At 71.4% G+C, this 14,763-nt stretch carries 13 protein-coding genes and 2 pseudogenes; 9 read left to right on the forward strand and 6 right to left on the reverse strand.

What is annotated here, in order from left to right; translation table 11 throughout:
* Nucleotides 1–81 precede the first annotated feature (81 nt).
* The 4 genes and pseudogenes from E4F61_RS05185 to E4F61_RS14845 all read left to right on the forward strand — a co-directional run.
* A complete protein-coding gene (locus E4F61_RS05185) occupies nucleotides 82–2,196 on the forward strand; it encodes a M13 family metallopeptidase (RefSeq protein ID WP_133478611.1) in 2,115 nt (704 codons plus the stop codon).
* A 125-nt stretch (nucleotides 2,197–2,321) separates the two neighbouring features.
* Nucleotides 2,322–2,693, forward strand: a complete 372-nt coding sequence (locus E4F61_RS05190) for a response regulator (protein ID WP_133478612.1) — start codon at nucleotides 2,322–2,324, stop codon at nucleotides 2,691–2,693.
* Between the two features lie 82 nt (nucleotides 2,694–2,775).
* Nucleotides 2,776–3,936, forward strand: a pseudogene (locus tag E4F61_RS05195) (PAS domain S-box protein); the annotation flags it as partial.
* Between the two features lie 66 nt (nucleotides 3,937–4,002).
* A pseudogene (locus E4F61_RS14845) lies at nucleotides 4,003–4,344 on the forward strand (response regulator); the annotation flags it as partial.
* Nucleotides 4,345–4,407: 63 nt separating this feature from the next.
* Here the strand turns inward: E4F61_RS14845 and E4F61_RS05200 are convergent.
* Nucleotides 4,408–6,240, reverse strand: a complete 1,833-nt coding sequence (locus E4F61_RS05200; protein ID WP_133478614.1) for a diguanylate cyclase — start codon at nucleotides 6,238–6,240, stop codon at nucleotides 4,408–4,410.
* 146 nt (nucleotides 6,241–6,386) lie between these two features.
* Here E4F61_RS05200 and E4F61_RS05205 point away from each other — a divergent pair, with 146 nt between their 5' ends.
* On the forward strand, nucleotides 6,387–7,103 hold the full coding sequence (locus E4F61_RS05205) for an SOS response-associated peptidase (protein WP_133478615.1): 717 nt from the start codon (nucleotides 6,387–6,389) through the stop codon (nucleotides 7,101–7,103).
* 69 nt (nucleotides 7,104–7,172) lie between these two features.
* Nucleotides 7,173–7,619: a cupin domain-containing protein gene (locus E4F61_RS05210; protein WP_133478616.1), complete on the forward strand. Its 447-nt coding sequence runs from the start codon at nucleotides 7,173–7,175 to the stop codon at nucleotides 7,617–7,619.
* Nucleotides 7,620–7,626: 7 nt separating this feature from the next.
* Here the strand turns inward: E4F61_RS05210 and E4F61_RS05215 are convergent, their stop codons facing one another.
* The 3 genes from E4F61_RS05215 to E4F61_RS05225 form a co-directional block, all read right to left on the reverse strand.
* Complete coding sequence (locus E4F61_RS05215; protein WP_133478617.1) at nucleotides 7,627–9,417, reverse strand: DUF7844 domain-containing protein; 1,791 nt, start codon at nucleotides 9,415–9,417, stop codon at nucleotides 7,627–7,629.
* Between the two features lie 17 nt (nucleotides 9,418–9,434).
* Nucleotides 9,435–9,749, reverse strand: coding sequence for a DUF2388 domain-containing protein (locus tag E4F61_RS05220; protein WP_133478618.1), 315 nt, complete (start codon nucleotides 9,747–9,749; stop codon nucleotides 9,435–9,437).
* Between the two features lie 74 nt (nucleotides 9,750–9,823).
* Nucleotides 9,824–10,123, reverse strand: a complete 300-nt coding sequence (locus E4F61_RS05225) for a hypothetical protein (protein ID WP_133478619.1) — start codon at nucleotides 10,121–10,123, stop codon at nucleotides 9,824–9,826.
* Between the two features lie 125 nt (nucleotides 10,124–10,248).
* Here E4F61_RS05225 and E4F61_RS05230 point away from each other — a divergent pair, with 125 nt between their 5' ends.
* Both E4F61_RS05230 and E4F61_RS05235 read left to right on the forward strand, forming a co-directional pair.
* On the forward strand, nucleotides 10,249–10,767 hold the full coding sequence (locus tag E4F61_RS05230; protein ID WP_133478620.1) for a DUF1993 domain-containing protein: 519 nt from the start codon (nucleotides 10,249–10,251) through the stop codon (nucleotides 10,765–10,767).
* 88 nt (nucleotides 10,768–10,855) lie between these two features.
* Nucleotides 10,856–11,845: an SDR family oxidoreductase gene (locus E4F61_RS05235; RefSeq protein WP_133478621.1), complete on the forward strand. Its 990-nt coding sequence runs from the start codon at nucleotides 10,856–10,858 to the stop codon at nucleotides 11,843–11,845.
* A 30-nt stretch (nucleotides 11,846–11,875) separates the two neighbouring features.
* Here the strand turns inward: E4F61_RS05235 and E4F61_RS05240 are convergent, their stop codons facing one another.
* Entirely contained in the window at nucleotides 11,876–12,988 is a 1,113-nt protein-coding gene (locus E4F61_RS05240; RefSeq protein WP_202908952.1) for a DUF1615 domain-containing protein, read from the reverse strand.
* Between the two features lie 189 nt (nucleotides 12,989–13,177).
* Here E4F61_RS05240 and E4F61_RS05245 point away from each other — a divergent pair, with 189 nt between their 5' ends.
* Nucleotides 13,178–13,651, forward strand: a complete 474-nt coding sequence (locus E4F61_RS05245; protein ID WP_133478623.1) for a DUF1203 domain-containing protein — start codon at nucleotides 13,178–13,180, stop codon at nucleotides 13,649–13,651.
* Here the strand turns inward: E4F61_RS05245 and E4F61_RS05250 are convergent.
* Entirely contained in the window at nucleotides 13,648–14,658 is a 1,011-nt protein-coding gene (locus E4F61_RS05250) for a GGDEF domain-containing protein (RefSeq protein ID WP_133478624.1), read from the reverse strand. The two genes, E4F61_RS05245 and E4F61_RS05250, sit on opposite strands and share 4 nt — an antisense overlap.
* Nucleotides 14,659–14,763 lie beyond the last annotated feature (105 nt).

Here is a 14,763-nt window from a genome sequence, read left to right on the forward strand (position 1 = left end):
GCCTAGGGGCGGCGCGCGGCGCCCCCGTATCCTCGGAATTCGCATCGCACCGGCGGTTCCGGTGCTCCGGGGAGATCCTGCTTGAAGACGTCACTGCTTTCGCTCGCGACGGCCACCGCCCTCGCGCTGGCCACGCCGCTCCACGCGCAGGACGCGCATTGCCTCGACGAGGCCTGCTCGCTGCAGGCGCTGCTGCCGGCCGACACCGCGCCGTCCGCCGCGGCGAGCGACGCGATCGCCGCGCCGAAGATGGGCACCTGGGGCGTCGACACGGCGGGCATGGACCGCAGCATCAAGCCCGGCGCCGACTTCTTCGGCTACGTGAGCGGCAACTGGGCCAAAACCACGCAGATCCCGGCGGATCGCTCCAGCTACGGCGGCTTCGCGGTGCTGCGCGACCTCTCGGAAGCGCGCGTGCGCAAGCTCGTCGAGGGCTATCCGGCCAGCGCCGGCAGCGACGATGCCTCGAAGGTCGGCGCGCTCTACCGCGGCTTCATGGACGAAGCGACGATCGAGAAGCTCGGCGCCACGCCGTTGAAGCCGCACCTCGCCGCGATCCGCGCCGCGAAGACGCGCGACGACATCGCCAAGCTGATGGGTGCATCGAACGCCGGCTTCGGCCGCAGCTTCTTCGGCCTGGGCGTCGGCGACGACGCGCGCGACCCGGAGCACTACGCGCTCTACATCGGCCAGTCGGGCCTGGGACTCGGCGACCGCGACCTCTACCTCGACGCGAAGTTCGCACCGCAGCGTGAGCGCTACCAGCAGTACATCGCGCAGATGCTCGGCATGGCCGGCTGGGACAAGCCCGCCGAGCGTGCGGCAGCCGTGATGGCGCTGGAGACGAAGATCGCGCAGGCCCACTGGACCCGCGCCGAAAGCCGCGACCGCGACAAGACCTACAACCCGATGGCGACGTCCGAGCTGGCGACAAAGGCGCCGGGCTTCCCGTGGCAGGCGTACCTCGCGGCCGCGGGCGTCGAGAAGACGCCGCGCATCATCGCCCGCCAGGACAGCGCGCTGCCGAAGCTCGCCGCGATCTTCGCCGCGACCGACGTCGACACGCTGAAGGCCTACGAGGCGTTCGCCACCGTCGACCAGGCCGCGCCGATGCTGTCGAAGGCATTCGTCGATGCGAACTTCGAGTTCCGCTCCAAGTTCATGTCCGGCCAGCCGCAGCAGCGCGAACGCTGGAAGCGCGCCGTGGGCTTTGCCGAGAACGCGATGGGCGAGGCGATCGGCCGCGATTACGTGCAGCTGTATTTCCCGGCCGACTCCAAGGCCAAGATGGATGCGCTGGTCGCCAACATGAAGGACGCGCTGCGCGTCCGCCTCAACAACCTGTCGTGGATGACCCCGGCCACCAAGACCGAGGCGCTCGCCAAGCTCGACAACTTCGGCCTGAAGATCGGCTACCCGGAGAAGTGGCGTGACTACAGCGGCCTGAAGGTCGTTGCCGGCGACGTGTTCGGCAATGCGCTGCGCGCCTCGCAGTTCGAGTGGGACTACGACCGCAACCGCATCGGCCAGAACGTCGACAAGGGCGAGTGGGGCATGACCCCGCAGACCGTCAACGCCTACTACAACTCGGTCAAGAACGAGATCGTGTTCCCGGCCGCGATCCTGCAGCCGCCGTTCTTCGATCCCGATGCCGACCCGGCCGTGAACTACGGCGGCATCGGCGCCGTGATCGGCCACGAGATCATCCACGGCTTCGACGACCAGGGCCGCAAGTCGGACGGCAAGGGCATGCTGCGCGACTGGTGGACGAAGGAAGACGCCGCCAAGTTCGAGGCGCAAGCGGCCAAGCTCGGCGCGCAGTACGAGAGCTACCAGTTCGCGACCCTGCCGGGCGTGCACATCAACGGCAAGGCCTCGATGGGCGAGAACATCGGCGACCTCGGCGGCGTGACCGTCGCTCTCGACGCCTACCACCGCTCGCTCGGCGGCAAGCCGGCGCCGGTGATCGACGGCTTCACCGGCGACCAGCGCTTCTTCCTCGGCTGGGGCCAGGTCTGGCGCACGCTGATGCGCGACGACGCGCTGCGCCAGCAGCTCGTGGGCGACCCGCACTCGCCGGGCCAGATCCGCGCGTTCGCGCCGCTGCGCAACGTCGACGCCTGGTACGACGCGTTCGGCATCGCGAAGGGCGACGCGCTGTACGTCGCGCCGGAAGATCGCGTGCGCATCTGGTAAACGCTTCAGGCCCGGCGGCGATGGTCGGCCCATGACGGGCCGGCCATCGCGGGAACGCGGTTGGCCTCACGCGCGGTGAATATCCGGTCCGGTCCAATGTCGCCTCCCAACCGGCCGTGGCCTCTATGGAAACCCGAATCCTCGTCGTGGACGACAACGCGCGGGTGCGCGAAATGCTGGCCGACCTGCTGGAGCTCGAAGGACACGAGGTCTACCAGGCGGAAACGGGGCAGGTGGCCCTGCAGCTGATGCAGGGCGGCCTGCAGCCGCGACTGATCGTCTGCGACCTGATGATGCCGGACGTCGACGGATGGCAGGTGCTCGCCTCGGTCGAACAGATGGAGGAGCGTCCCGACGTGATCATCTTCACCTCGCTGGGCGACCTCGCCTCCATCGAGCGCCTGACCGAGCGCTACGGCTGCACCGTGCTCAAGAAGCCCGAGCAGTTGCGCGACGTGGTCGCGGCCGCGCGCGCTCGGCTTTCCCGTCCGAACTGACGGCTGCCCCGGCGGCCGTCGCAGGTTCTTCACGTGGTCGTCACTAGTGTGAAGACTGCCGGTTGCTGGGCAAGGGGTATCGATGCAGGGCCAAACCAGTCATCCCGACGCGCAGGAAGGGGCGCAGCTGCGCCCGTTCGCGCTCGGCGAGAGCGAACGCCAGTTCCGGCTGCTCGTCCAGGGCGTCACGGACTACGCGATCTACATGCTCGACCCGAACGGGCGCATCGCGAGCTGGAACGCGGGTGGCCAGCGCATCAAGGGCTACGCGTCGGAAGAGATCATCGGGCAGCACTTCTCGCGGTTCTATACCGACGAGGACCGTGACCGCGGCGAGCCGGCCTACGCGCTCGAAACCGCGCGCACGCAGGGGCGCTACGAGAAGGAAGGCTGGCGCGTGCGGCGCGACGGCACGCGCTTCTGGGCCAACGTCATCATCGATCCGGTGTACGACGAGGACGGTCGCCACATCGGCTTCGCCAAGATCACGCGCGACATCACCGAGCGCCGCGAGCAGCAGCGCGCGCTGGAAGTCGCGCAGCAGGCGATGCTGCAGGCACACCGGATGGAGGCGATCGGCCAGCTGACGTATGGCGTCGCCCACGACTTCAACAACCTGCTGACGGTCATCACCAACAGCCTCGATCTGATCGCGGTGGACAGCAGCGATCCGCAACGCGTGCGCCGCCTCATCGCGGGCGCGAGCCGCGCGGCCCAGCGCGGCTCGCTGCTCACGCGCCAGTTGCTGGCCTATTCCCGCCAGCAGACGCTGCGCCCCGAGATCCACGACCTCAACGCGCTGATCTACGCCGCCGAATCCGTGCTCCGCCGCGGCGTCGGCGAGAACGTCGACATCGAGCTGTCGCTCGGCCGCGGCCTGGGCGAGGTCAACGTCGACGCACCCGAGTTCGAGGCCGCGCTGCTCAATCTGGTCGTCAACGCGCGTGATGCGATGCCCGCCGGGGGACGCATCACCGTGCGCACGCGGGAGCACCACCAGAAGGAAGCCGAAGGCCGCCGCGCGCCGGGCCGCTACGTGCTCGTGACGGTCGAGGACACCGGCTCCGGCATGGCGCCCGAGGTCATCGAGCACGCGATGGAGCCGTTCTTCACCACCAAGGAAGTGGGCAAGGGCAGCGGGCTCGGGTTGAGCCAGGTGTACGGCTTCGCGGTGCAGTCCGGCGGCGACGTCACGATCGACAGCCAGGTCGGGCAGGGCACCACCATCAGTTTCTTCCTGCCGGTGCGCAGCGGCGACACCCTGCTCGACGAAGGCGACACCGGCGCGCCGGTGAAGGTGCTGCTGGTCGAGGACGATCCGGACGTGCAGGCGATGTCGATCGAGTCGCTGCGCTATCTCGGCTATTCGGTGCTGACCGCCGACGACGGCGAGACCGCGATGGAGATCCTCTCCCGCGATCCGGAGATCGAGGTGCTCTTCACCGACGTGGTCATGCCGCGCGGCATGAGCGGCGTCGATCTGTACCGCGAGGCGCGGCGGATCCGGCCGGAGCTGCGCGTGCTGCTGACCTCGGGCTATGCGCGCGGCCAGCTGCCCACGATCCCGCAGGACTGCGACTTCATCGCCAAGCCCTACCGCGTCGAGGAGCTGCAGGCGCGCCTCGCGGCCATGCTGTCGAAGGCCGATTGAGGCGCCGCGCGAGGGCGCGCCACGACGATCCCCGTCGGCGTGTGGTCCGCCGCGATGCGGCGATCAGGCCGACAGCGCGGGCAGGGTCGTCGACAGGGTGACGCGGTCGCGCCCGCTGCGCTTGGAGGCGTACATCGCCTCGTCGCTCGCGCGCATCAGCGTGACCGCATCGGTACCGTGCACGCCGAACAGCGCCACGCCGATCGACACCGTGACGCGCAGCCCGCGATCCGGCACCACGTCGTCGAACGCCAGTGCCGCGATCGCTTCCCGCAGGCGTTCGGCGAAGGTCATCGCGCCATCGACCTCGTGCTCGGCGATCACCACGAGGAACTCCTCGCCGCCGAGGCGCACGGGCAGGTCGCAGCTGCGGCTCGCCTCGCGCAGCTGGCCGGCGATGCCCGCAAGCACGCGGTCGCCGGCCTCGTGGCCGTACGTGTCGTTGATGCGCTTGAAATGGTCGATGTCCAGCGCGACGAACGCCAGGCCGCCGCCCCGGCGCTCGGCCAGCGGGAGCTGCACGCGGAGGTATTCGTCGAGGAAGCGGCGGTTGTAGAGGCGCGTCAGCTCGTCGGTGATCACCAGCTTCTGCAGTGCCTGCGCTTCCTGTCGCGCGCGTTCGCGGATGCGGTGGTTCTGCAGTGCCATCGCGAGCAGCTTGGCCGCGGCCAGCAGCGTGCGCTCCTGCATCTGCGACGGTCGCCGCGCGCGAAGTGAGAAGGCCGCGAGCACGCCGAGCGTCGCGTCCGCGCCGGCGAGACGGTGCAGGCCGATCACGCGCAGGCCGCCGTCGCGCAGCCGCTGCGAGAGTGCCGCGACATCGGCATCTCCCTCGGGCGATGCCGCCTCGACCGCACTGCGCATGCGCGCATCCGCGATCGATGCCGCGACACGCTGCAGGCGTTGCCCGTCGTCATGCAGATGGACCGCGACGCCGTCGACGATGTCGTAGGCGGTGAGGATCTCGCAGGCATTGCGCGCGATCTGTTCCTCGCCGATGCCGGTGTCGGCCAGCGCCGCGGACAGCGCCGACAGCGTCGAGAGCTCGCGCTGGCGGGCACGCTGCCGGCGCTGCATGAGGTAGAGCACCAACGTGCCGAGCGCGAGCACGCCGAGCGCCGCGGCAATGGCCCAGCCGATCCAGCGGTGCCATTCCGGCGGCGGCGGCTCGAGCACGGCGAGGTCGGCGGGGTCGGTGACCACCAGCTGGAAGCCGCCGTCGAAGGGCCAGGTCGGCTTGAAGATCGACATCACGCCCGTCGCGGCGACGCGCGTGCCGGGCGGCCAGCGCTTCCAGTCGAAACCCGCGACGACCGGCGCGGGCACGTAGATCTGCAGCGGCATGCCGTCATCGCCGGTGATGCGCAGCATCGCCCACTTGTCGAGCATCACCGCGCCGGCGATGCCCTCCACGCGCACGCGGTGGCCCACGTGCGCCCAGCCGTCGACCTGCGCGGTGGTGACCGGCGTCGGCGGCGGAACGGCGGCGCGCCCGATGCGGCGTACCTCGGCGTTCTGGAGCTGCACCGCGCCCTTGTACTGGCTGATCTCGCCCCAGGCTTCGATGACGTCGCCGGGCTCCAGCGTGAGGTCGCTGGAGCGCGCGTTGAAGAGGTTGAAGCCGCCGCTCGCGTCCTGCACGAAGACCTGGAAGCCGCGGTCGCGCAGCACGCCCGTGCCCACCACCACAGTGGCGCGCACCTTCGCCGGCTCGCCCTTGCGGTCGGGAACGGTGTCGTGGTCGCGGTCGACCGCCACCGCGGCGATCGGCTCGACCGGCCGCGTCGACGGGTCGACCGCGGAGGCGCGCGACGCGGCCGGCCGCGCCGACAGCGCGGACCCGGCAGGCAGCAGCACGGCAAGCAGGACGAGGGCGATGCGGCGCGCGAGGCTCACGTCGGGGATCCGGTCGGGGTCGACTCCATTATCGACGCCGCGAGACAAAGCTGAACGGCCCGGTCGCAAAAAAGCCGACGGCGGTCGCCTTCGCACGCGGCGACGACGCGGTCCGTGGCATCAGCGGGCTTTCGACCGGAACCCGCATGCGCCGATTCGCCCAGGCCTTCCTGCCCGAAGCGCTGCCGCCGGCCCTGCCGCCGGCGGTCGCGGCGGCGCTCGCGGAGGCGCCGGAGCGCTACAACGTCGCGGTGCGCAAGCCGGCGGCGGTGATCTACGACGCCGGCGACGGCCTGGCCGTCTCGGACTTCACCTGGGGCCTCGTGCCGAGCTGGTCGAAGCTGCCCGAAACGAAGTACACCACCGTGACCGCGCGGCTGGAACGCGCGCCGTCCAGTCGCATCTACCGCAGCGCGTGGGAAAAGCGTCGCTGCGTGGTGCCGATGACCGGCTACTACAAATGGGATCGCACGACGAAGCCGGCCCGGCCGTACTTCATCCAGGCGCGCAACGGCGAGGTCCTGTTCGCGGCGGGACTGTGGGACCGCTGGCCCGCCGACGCGCCGGAGCTGCACACGTTCACCGTCCTCACGATGCCGAACGACGCCATCCCGCCGCCGCTCGTCCCCGACGGTCCGGTCGTCCTCGGCGCGGACGCGGTCACCGACTGGATCGCCGGGCCGTGGCTGCCGTCGCGCTTCCTGGCGAGGATGCGCCAGCCCGCGCTCGACGCCTATCCGGTGTCGCGCCGGATCCGCAGCCGCGACGTCGACGATTACACGCTGCTCGAACCCGCCGACGCGCTCGGCGACGACGCGTCGGACGGCGTTGACGACGGGGACTGGGACGAGGACGACGACTGAGCCGGCTCGCGCTTTACCCGTCCGACCCCGCCGGCGTCCAATGCGACGCAGGACGCACCGGAGACGCCCATGCCCCGCATCGAAATCGAGCAGATCCCCGCCACCAACACGACGGGCTATCCCGCGCCCTACGCCGCGGCCGTGGCCGGGCGCTGGTATCGCCGGCTCGCGCCTGCGACGGGCCTCACCGACTTCGGCGCGTCGCACGTGCGCCTCGAGCCGGGCGCGTGGTCCTCGCAACGCCACTGGCACGAAGGCGAGGACGAGATGGTCGTCATGCTGACGGGCGAGGCCGTGCTGGTGGACGATCGCGGCGAAACGCGACTGCGCCCGGGCGACATCGCGGTGTTCCCGAAGAACGACGCCAACGGCCACTGCCTGCGCAACACGGGCGACGTCGAGTGCACGGTCCTCGCCATCGGGCGCCCGCCCGTGCAGGACTGCCATTACGCCGACATCGACCTCGTGTACTCCGCCGAGCGCGGCTACACGCACATGGACGGCACGCCCTACTGAGCGGGCGCTACGTCGCGTCGCGCGCCTGTGCGCGCAGGCGCGCACCGAGCAGCTCGACATTCGCGCGCACGGCCGCGAGGCTCTCGCGCCGCGCGCGTGGCAGTGCCTGTTCGCCCAGACGGCGCAGCGCGGTGGTGCGCGCATCCCAATCGGCCGCCGCCTCGGCGAGGCGCGGGCCTACGCGCGCGCGCTCGTCGGCGTCCGGCAGGCCGTAGCCCCCGCCCGCGAGCAGCGCGGCCGGTCGGGACAGCCGCGCGGCGAGCTCCAGCGCGTCATGCAGCGCCGTGTCGTCGGACGTCGCGCGGTGCCCCGAACCGACCCGATGCTTGATCGCGTCCATCGCGCGCACTTCCTCGCGACGCAGCGCGGCGTTCTCCAGTACCAGCAGTGCGGCCGTGGCGCGCAGGTCGGCGCGCTCGAACCATCCGGCACGCTCGGCCGCGGGGCGCGCCAGCCAGTCGCGTACGCGCGCCTGCGGAATCGGCAGCGTCGCACGGGCGGCGTCCAGCATGGCCTGCAGATGATCGGCCATGGAGTCGAACCGGTAGCCGTCGCGGCGTGCGCGGTCGGGATCGCCCAACACCGAGCCGTCGGCGACGCCGGCTCGCTCCAGGCGGGCCAGCAGGCCCGTCGGCGTCAGGCTGGAGAGCGGTGCCTGCGCGAGGCGCGGCACGCCGTCGTGGAGCAGCCGCCACGTCTCGACGGCGCAGTTGTTGTCGACGAAGCGGTAGCGCCCGTCGTAGCTCCAGTGGACCTGGGCGGCGCGGTCGAGCAGGGAGGCGATTTCCGCGGGCGAGAGCCGCAGCGGCACCGATCGCAGCGCGCGCAGCTCCACCTTGGTGTAGTCCTCGATCACCTGCGGCAGTGGCAGCACGAACAGCCGCGCCGGGTAACCGCCGGTGAGGCCCCGCCAGCTCGAGACCTGCACGTCGTCGACGAAGGCGCGGAACGAGAGCACCTCGTGCCACGCGATGTCCAGCCGGCAGTCGGGCCCCGGCGCGCGGCCGGGCGCGCAGACCACGAGCCGCAGCATGGCGTGGCCCCATCGGCTCATCGGGTGTGCGTCGGGCTCGGCCAGCAGGTAGTCGACCGCGTAGACGCGCGATGGGTCCAGCGCGAGCAGCGGCGACGGATCGGCCGACCCCTGGGTGGACGGCCGCGCGAAGGCCGGCGGGTCGCAGGCCGGGCCGCGCGCGATGGCGCGCGTGCGCTGACGCAGGTACGCCGCCAGCGCCGGCCGGCGGCAGCCGTACCCGGGGTCCAGCACGAAGTGCTCGAGGTTGACCGCGACGAACTCGGCGGGCGAGGACAGCTCGTACGCGTCCGGCGTGCGGTCGCGGAACGGGTTACGGCGCAGCCGCGCGTGCAGCGGCGTGGCCGACCAGCCGGCGAGGTCCAGCAGCCGGGGATCGCGCGAGGCACCACCGGCCGTCGAGCGGTCCCAGGCGTGCGCGAGTTCGTGCACGAAGGCCGCAAGGACGGCGCGGCCGAGCGGAGCGGACGCCGCGTCGGCGGCAGGCGATATCGCCTCCGGTAGCAGGCCACGCCTCAGCGCGATCGTGCCGGCGCGGAAGTGTCCGTCCACGCCCGCGCGCAGGTCGTCGCGCCATTCGATGCGGACGCCGGCGTCCAGCGTTTCGATCAGCGCGGGCGGCAGGCGCGGGCGGATCGCCGCCAGTACGGCCGCGGTCGCCCGCGCGTCGGCCTCGGCGCGATCGGGCGGCGCCGGCGTCGCATGCGCGGCGGTCGCCGCCGCCAAGCACAGCAGCGCGACGGCGAGGCCGCGGCGGCATTCCATCGCGCGTAGCCCGCGGCTCAGCGGGCGAGGATCGCCATCGCGAGCTGCATGTCGCTCGCGGCGCGCGCATCGACGCGCGACGCACGCAGCACGCGCAAGGCCGCTTCAAGCTGTGCGCCGCGCACGCGCCCCTCGCTCGCGACGAACAGCGCCGCGTCCTCGCGGGCCTGCAGCACCACCTTGTCGTTGCCGGTACTGCTGCCGGTCGAGTTGGAAACGCCGGCCGAGGATGCGCCGGCGGAACTGCCGGCGAAGCTGCTGGCGGCGGCGGGCGCGGCGGCGATCGGAAGGGCGATCGCGATCGCGGTGGCGAGGAGGCGTGGGTGGGTCATGCGGACGGGCAGGCAGTCGACGAACCGCGAGGATAGTCGCCCGCGCGATGCCCGCGCTGAACCGGCCGTGTCGCTCAGTGGCCGCGCGGGGCGTCCGCGGGCGTGCCGTCGGTGGGATCGACCACCGCGAACTCCGGCGACTCGGCGTCGTGCACGTGGCGTAGCGCCTCGACCACCTCCGGCGCCAGGCGCGCCATGTCGAGCACGACCTTGCCCGAATGCACGTCGCGCACCGCATCGTGCGGCAGCACGAAATCGCCCGCGTTCTGGATGTTGACCACGAACTCCGTGCGCCGCGTCTCGCGCACGGCGCCCACGCCGACGCTGCCGTCCGCCACGAACACCATCTGGCCGACTTCGATCTGTTCCTGCATGGCTGCACCTCGTGACGGCCGCGACGGCGGCCGCATGCGCCGATCTTGGTCAGCCGCCGGGGTGGGACGCGTGAACGCGGGGGTCGCGCGGACTAAGCTGCGCGCTTCCCGACCGCGAGGTGTACATGACCATTTCCCTGTACCAGGCGTCCGTTCCCGCCTTCGAGCGCGCGCTGCGCAACCTGCGGCACATCCTCGACAAGGGGGCCACCCATGCGCGCGAGCGCGGCGTCGACCCCGACACGCTGCTGGGCCTGCGGCTGATCGACGACATGCTGCCGCTGTCGCGGCAGGTGCAGATCGCCTGCGACATGGCGAAGAACGGCGCGGCGCGTCTCGCCGGGATGGAGCCGCCCGCGATCGCCGACGAGGAGGCCAGCCTCGACCAGCTGCACGAGCGGATCGAGCGCACGCTCGCCATCGTGCGCGGCATCGACCCGTCGGCGATCGACGGGGCCGAAGGACGCGAGGTCGTGCTCAAGATGCGCAGCGGCGAGATGCGCTTCAACGGCCAGGACTACCTCACCACCTTCGTGCTGCCCAACCTCTATTTCCACGTGACGATGACGTACGCGCTGCTGCGTCGCGAAGGCGTGCCGCTCGGCAAGCTCGATTTCATCGCCGGCCCCGACGCGCCGGCCTGAGCCGTCGTCACGCGTCGCTGAGGCCGGGATCACCGGCGCTTTGCGCGCCCACCGCCATGCTGCGGTCTTCCCGACCAAGGAACGCAGCATGGCCAGCCAGCATCGGAAAGGCGACGGCGCCCGCACCGCGTCCGCGCAGCGCGAGATCCAGTCCCGCATCGACGCGGGCGAGAAGGGCGGCGCGTCCGCCGAAGGCAAGAAGCAGCCGGTGCAGGCCGGTGTCGAGGCCGAGCCCGAGAACCCGATGCCGAAGCAGCATCTCGACAAGCCCGGCAACGAGCACGAGCTCGATGTCGAGCCGCGATTCCTGGCGCCCGGCTACGTCGGCAGCGGCAAGTTGCAGGACATGGTGGCGATCGTGACCGGCGGCGATTCCGGCATCGGCCGCGCGGTGGCGGTGCTGTTCGCGCGCGAGGGCGCCGACGTCGCGGTGATGTACCTCGACGAGCACGAGGACGCGAAAACGACCCAGGAATTCGTGGAGGCGGAGGGTCGACGCTGCCTGACCATCGCCGGCGACGTGCGCGACGCGGCGTTCTGCGAGCGCGCGGTGAAGCAGGTCGTCGACACGTTCGACCGGCTCGACATCCTCGTCAACAACGCCGCCTTCCAGCAGCATGCCAAGTCGCTCGAGGACATCACCGACGAGCACCTCATGATGACGCTGGAAACCAACATCGGCGGCTATTTCCACATGGCGCGCGCGGTGCTGCCGCACATGGACAAGGGCGCCTGCATCATCAACACCAGTTCGGAAACCGCGCTGTTCGGCAGCAAGCAGCTGCTCGACTATTCGGCGACGAAGGGCGCGATCAATGCCTTCACCAAATCGCTCGCCAGCAACCTGCTCGAGCGCGGCATCCGGGTGAATGCAGTGGCGCCGGGCCCGGTGTGGACGCCGCTCAATCCGGCGGACAAGGACGCCGAATCCGTCGCCAAGTTCGGCGAGGACAGCGACATGGGCCGCCCTGCGCAGCCGGAGGAGCTGTCGCCGGCCTACGTGTTCCTCGCGTCGCCGGTGACCGGTTCGTACGTCAACGGCGCGATCCTGCCGGTGATGGGCGGCCCGCGCGGCTGACCGCGCGGGAGACGGCGCCCGAACGCGGACTCAGCGCTTCGCCCGCCCCATGCAGCGGCGATAGCGCTGGTCCACCCGCTGCGCGAACCACGCGGTGGTGAGCCGGCGTGAGATCTTCGGGCTGGACAGGCGGATTTCCGGGAGGCGCGCACGCGGCAGCGCATGCCCCGCGGCGCGCTCGGCGAGGGCGTAGACATCGCGATAGAGATCGGTGTCCTCGAAGTCCAGCGAACGCGCCTTCAGCAGCGCACGGTGGATGCCGCGGTCGTCGAGCCCGAGTTCCTGCGACAGGGCCCGCACCGCGACTTCCGTGCGGCTCGCTTCGCTGCCGTCGTAACGCACGAGGTCGCCGTCAAGGTCGAGCGGAATGCCCGATGCGACCGCGACCGCATGCTGGAACGCGGCATTGCGGCTCGCGTACCAGCCGGCGTTGTAATCGGCGAAGCGGTACAGCAGCTGCCGGTACGACGTCCGGTAGCCCAGCAGATGCGCGGTGCCGAAGTAGACGCCGCCGCGGCGGGTGAACACCTCGTGGCGGATCGAGCCGTCGACGGGATAGGGGTAGTCGCGGTCGCTCGCGAGCTGCTCGGCGAAGGCGATCGACACCTGCATGGGCCCGCCCGTGTGCACGGGATTCGAGCTCGCGAGCAGGCGCCGGCCCATGGGCACGCGGTCAATCATCGACTCGTAGATGTCGCTGAGCTCACGCTCGCTCGTCGCGGCTTCGATGCGCTGCTGCCAGGTGCGGCCGTCGGGCGAATCGATCTGCAGCGCGGCGCGCGCGACCAGGGGCGGAATGTGGTGGGCGGCGAAGCGCCGGTCGATCTCCTCCAGCGCGATGCGGCCGAGTCCCGGCACCTTCGGATCGCTCGCGAACGTGGATTCCTGCTCGGTCACGGCAATGACCGCGCAGAGGTTCGCCGTGGCCGGATTGATGCGCAGTGCGGAGAACGCGGCCTGGATGTCGGCCGCCCACCCGCTGCGGTCGCGCACGCCGGCCGGCATCAGGCGGCCGAGTTCGGCGCGCACTTCCGCAGGCGTCTTCGGACGCTCGCGCTTCTCCTCACGGCAACCGGGCAGGACGAGCCACAGGGCGATGGCGAGCAGGGGCAGGGCACGGCGCGATGGACGGGTCGAAGGCATCGGGTTTCCGGGAGAAAGGACGTCGGCCGCCGCCGTCGATCGGGCGGCCGGCATGGGGATGCGCATTTCCAGCTGGGCTGCGCGCGGGCAAGCGTAGCCCACCGGCCGTGGCGCGGCAGCGCACGATGCGGATGGTGGCGTCGCCCGGCGCGCGCGAGTGTGGCGCCTCCGATCCTCGTGAGTGCCGCCATGTCCTTCCGCATCCTGGGCCTCGATCCCGCGCCGTTTCTTCCGCTGTACGGACTCGACGATGCAGCGCTGCAGGCGCGCGGTGCGCGGCGGGTCCGCGTCGGTCCGGACGGCGGCGTGCCCGACCGCGTGGAACTGCGCGACCTCGCCGACGGCGAGACCGCGCTGCTGCTCAATTTCGTGCACCAGCCCGCCGACACCCCGTTCCGCGCCAGCCACGCGATCTACGTCCGCGAGGGTGCGACCGCGGCGCGTTCGGTCGACGGCCGCGTCCCGGCCGTGATGGCGCGACGCCTGCTGTCGCTGAGGGCGTTCGACGCGGGCGGGATGATGGTCGACGCCGACGTGGTGGAGGGCACGGCTGCCGCCGGCCGCATCGTCGCGATGCTGGACGCGCCGGCGGTGGACTACCTGCACGCGCACTACGCGCGGCCGGGCTGCTTCGCGGCGCGCGTCGAGCGCCTGGCGCGCTAGCCGCGGGCGCCTCGTCGGGCGTTCTTGCAGGCGTACATGGCGCGATCCGCGCGTGCCAGCACGGCCTCCGCATCGACTTCACCGGTCCGTGCGAGCACCACGCCGACGCTCGCGCCGGCGTAGTCGATGGCGGCGCCGCCGCCGATGTCGAAGCGCCCGCGCGTCGCCGCTTCGAGTCGCTGGCGCAGCACGTCCGCCGCGGCGTCCGCGGTCTCCCGCGGCACGGTGCCGGCCACCACGAACTCGTCGCCGCCGATGCGCGCCACGAGATCGCCGCCGCGCAGCGCGGTTTCGAGCGCTCGTGCCATCGCGACGAGGAAGCGGTCGCCGGCTTCGTGGCCGTGGCGATCGTTGATCGGCTTGAACGCGTCGAGGTCGATGTAGGCGACGACCAGCGCGCGGTCGTCGCGCTGGACGCGCGCGAGCATCCGGCTGAGTTCCCGCTCGAGCGACCGGCGGTTCGGCAGCCCGGTGAGCGAATCGGCCAGCGCGGACTCCGCCAGCTCCTCGTTCGCGCGACGGAGCTCGTCGATCAGGCGTTCGCGCTCGAGGTGGTAGCCGATCAGGCGCGAGAACAGGCGAAGCACGTTCTCGGCGTCGGCGTCGATGACGTGGCGTTCCGCGCTGGCCGCGCACAGCGTGCCGTACAGCGCGCCGTCGCCTGCGCGCACCGGCACGCTGACGTACGTCTGCAGGCCCAGCGTTCGCGCGGCCTCGGAATCGCCCCAGCGCGCCGGCACGTCGTCGCATTGCGTGCGGCCCTCCTCGATGGCGCGCCGGCACAGCGTGTCGTCCCAGGGAACGCGGATGCCCTCCGGGATCTCCAGCGAGCCGCTGTTGCGCGAGAACAGCACCGACTGCTGCTGCGCGACGAGGTCCACGGTCGTCAGGTACGTGCTGTCCAAGCCCGTCACCGCATGCAGCATTTCGAGCAGCGGCCTGACCAGGTCCTCCAGCGTGCGGGCGTGTTCGACGGACTGCGACAGCTGGGCGAGCAGGCGATCCATGGGCGGTCCGGAGGTGGCGTCGCAGCGATTCTGCCCGAGCGGCCAAGCGGCCGGAACCGAAGTGCGCCGCGGGGTCGTGCGGCGTTCACCGCGCGCGGCCTATGC

Source organism: Cognatilysobacter segetis (assembly GCF_004359965.1).
GTDB classification, from domain to species: domain Bacteria; phylum Pseudomonadota; class Gammaproteobacteria; order Xanthomonadales; family Xanthomonadaceae; genus Cognatilysobacter; species Cognatilysobacter segetis.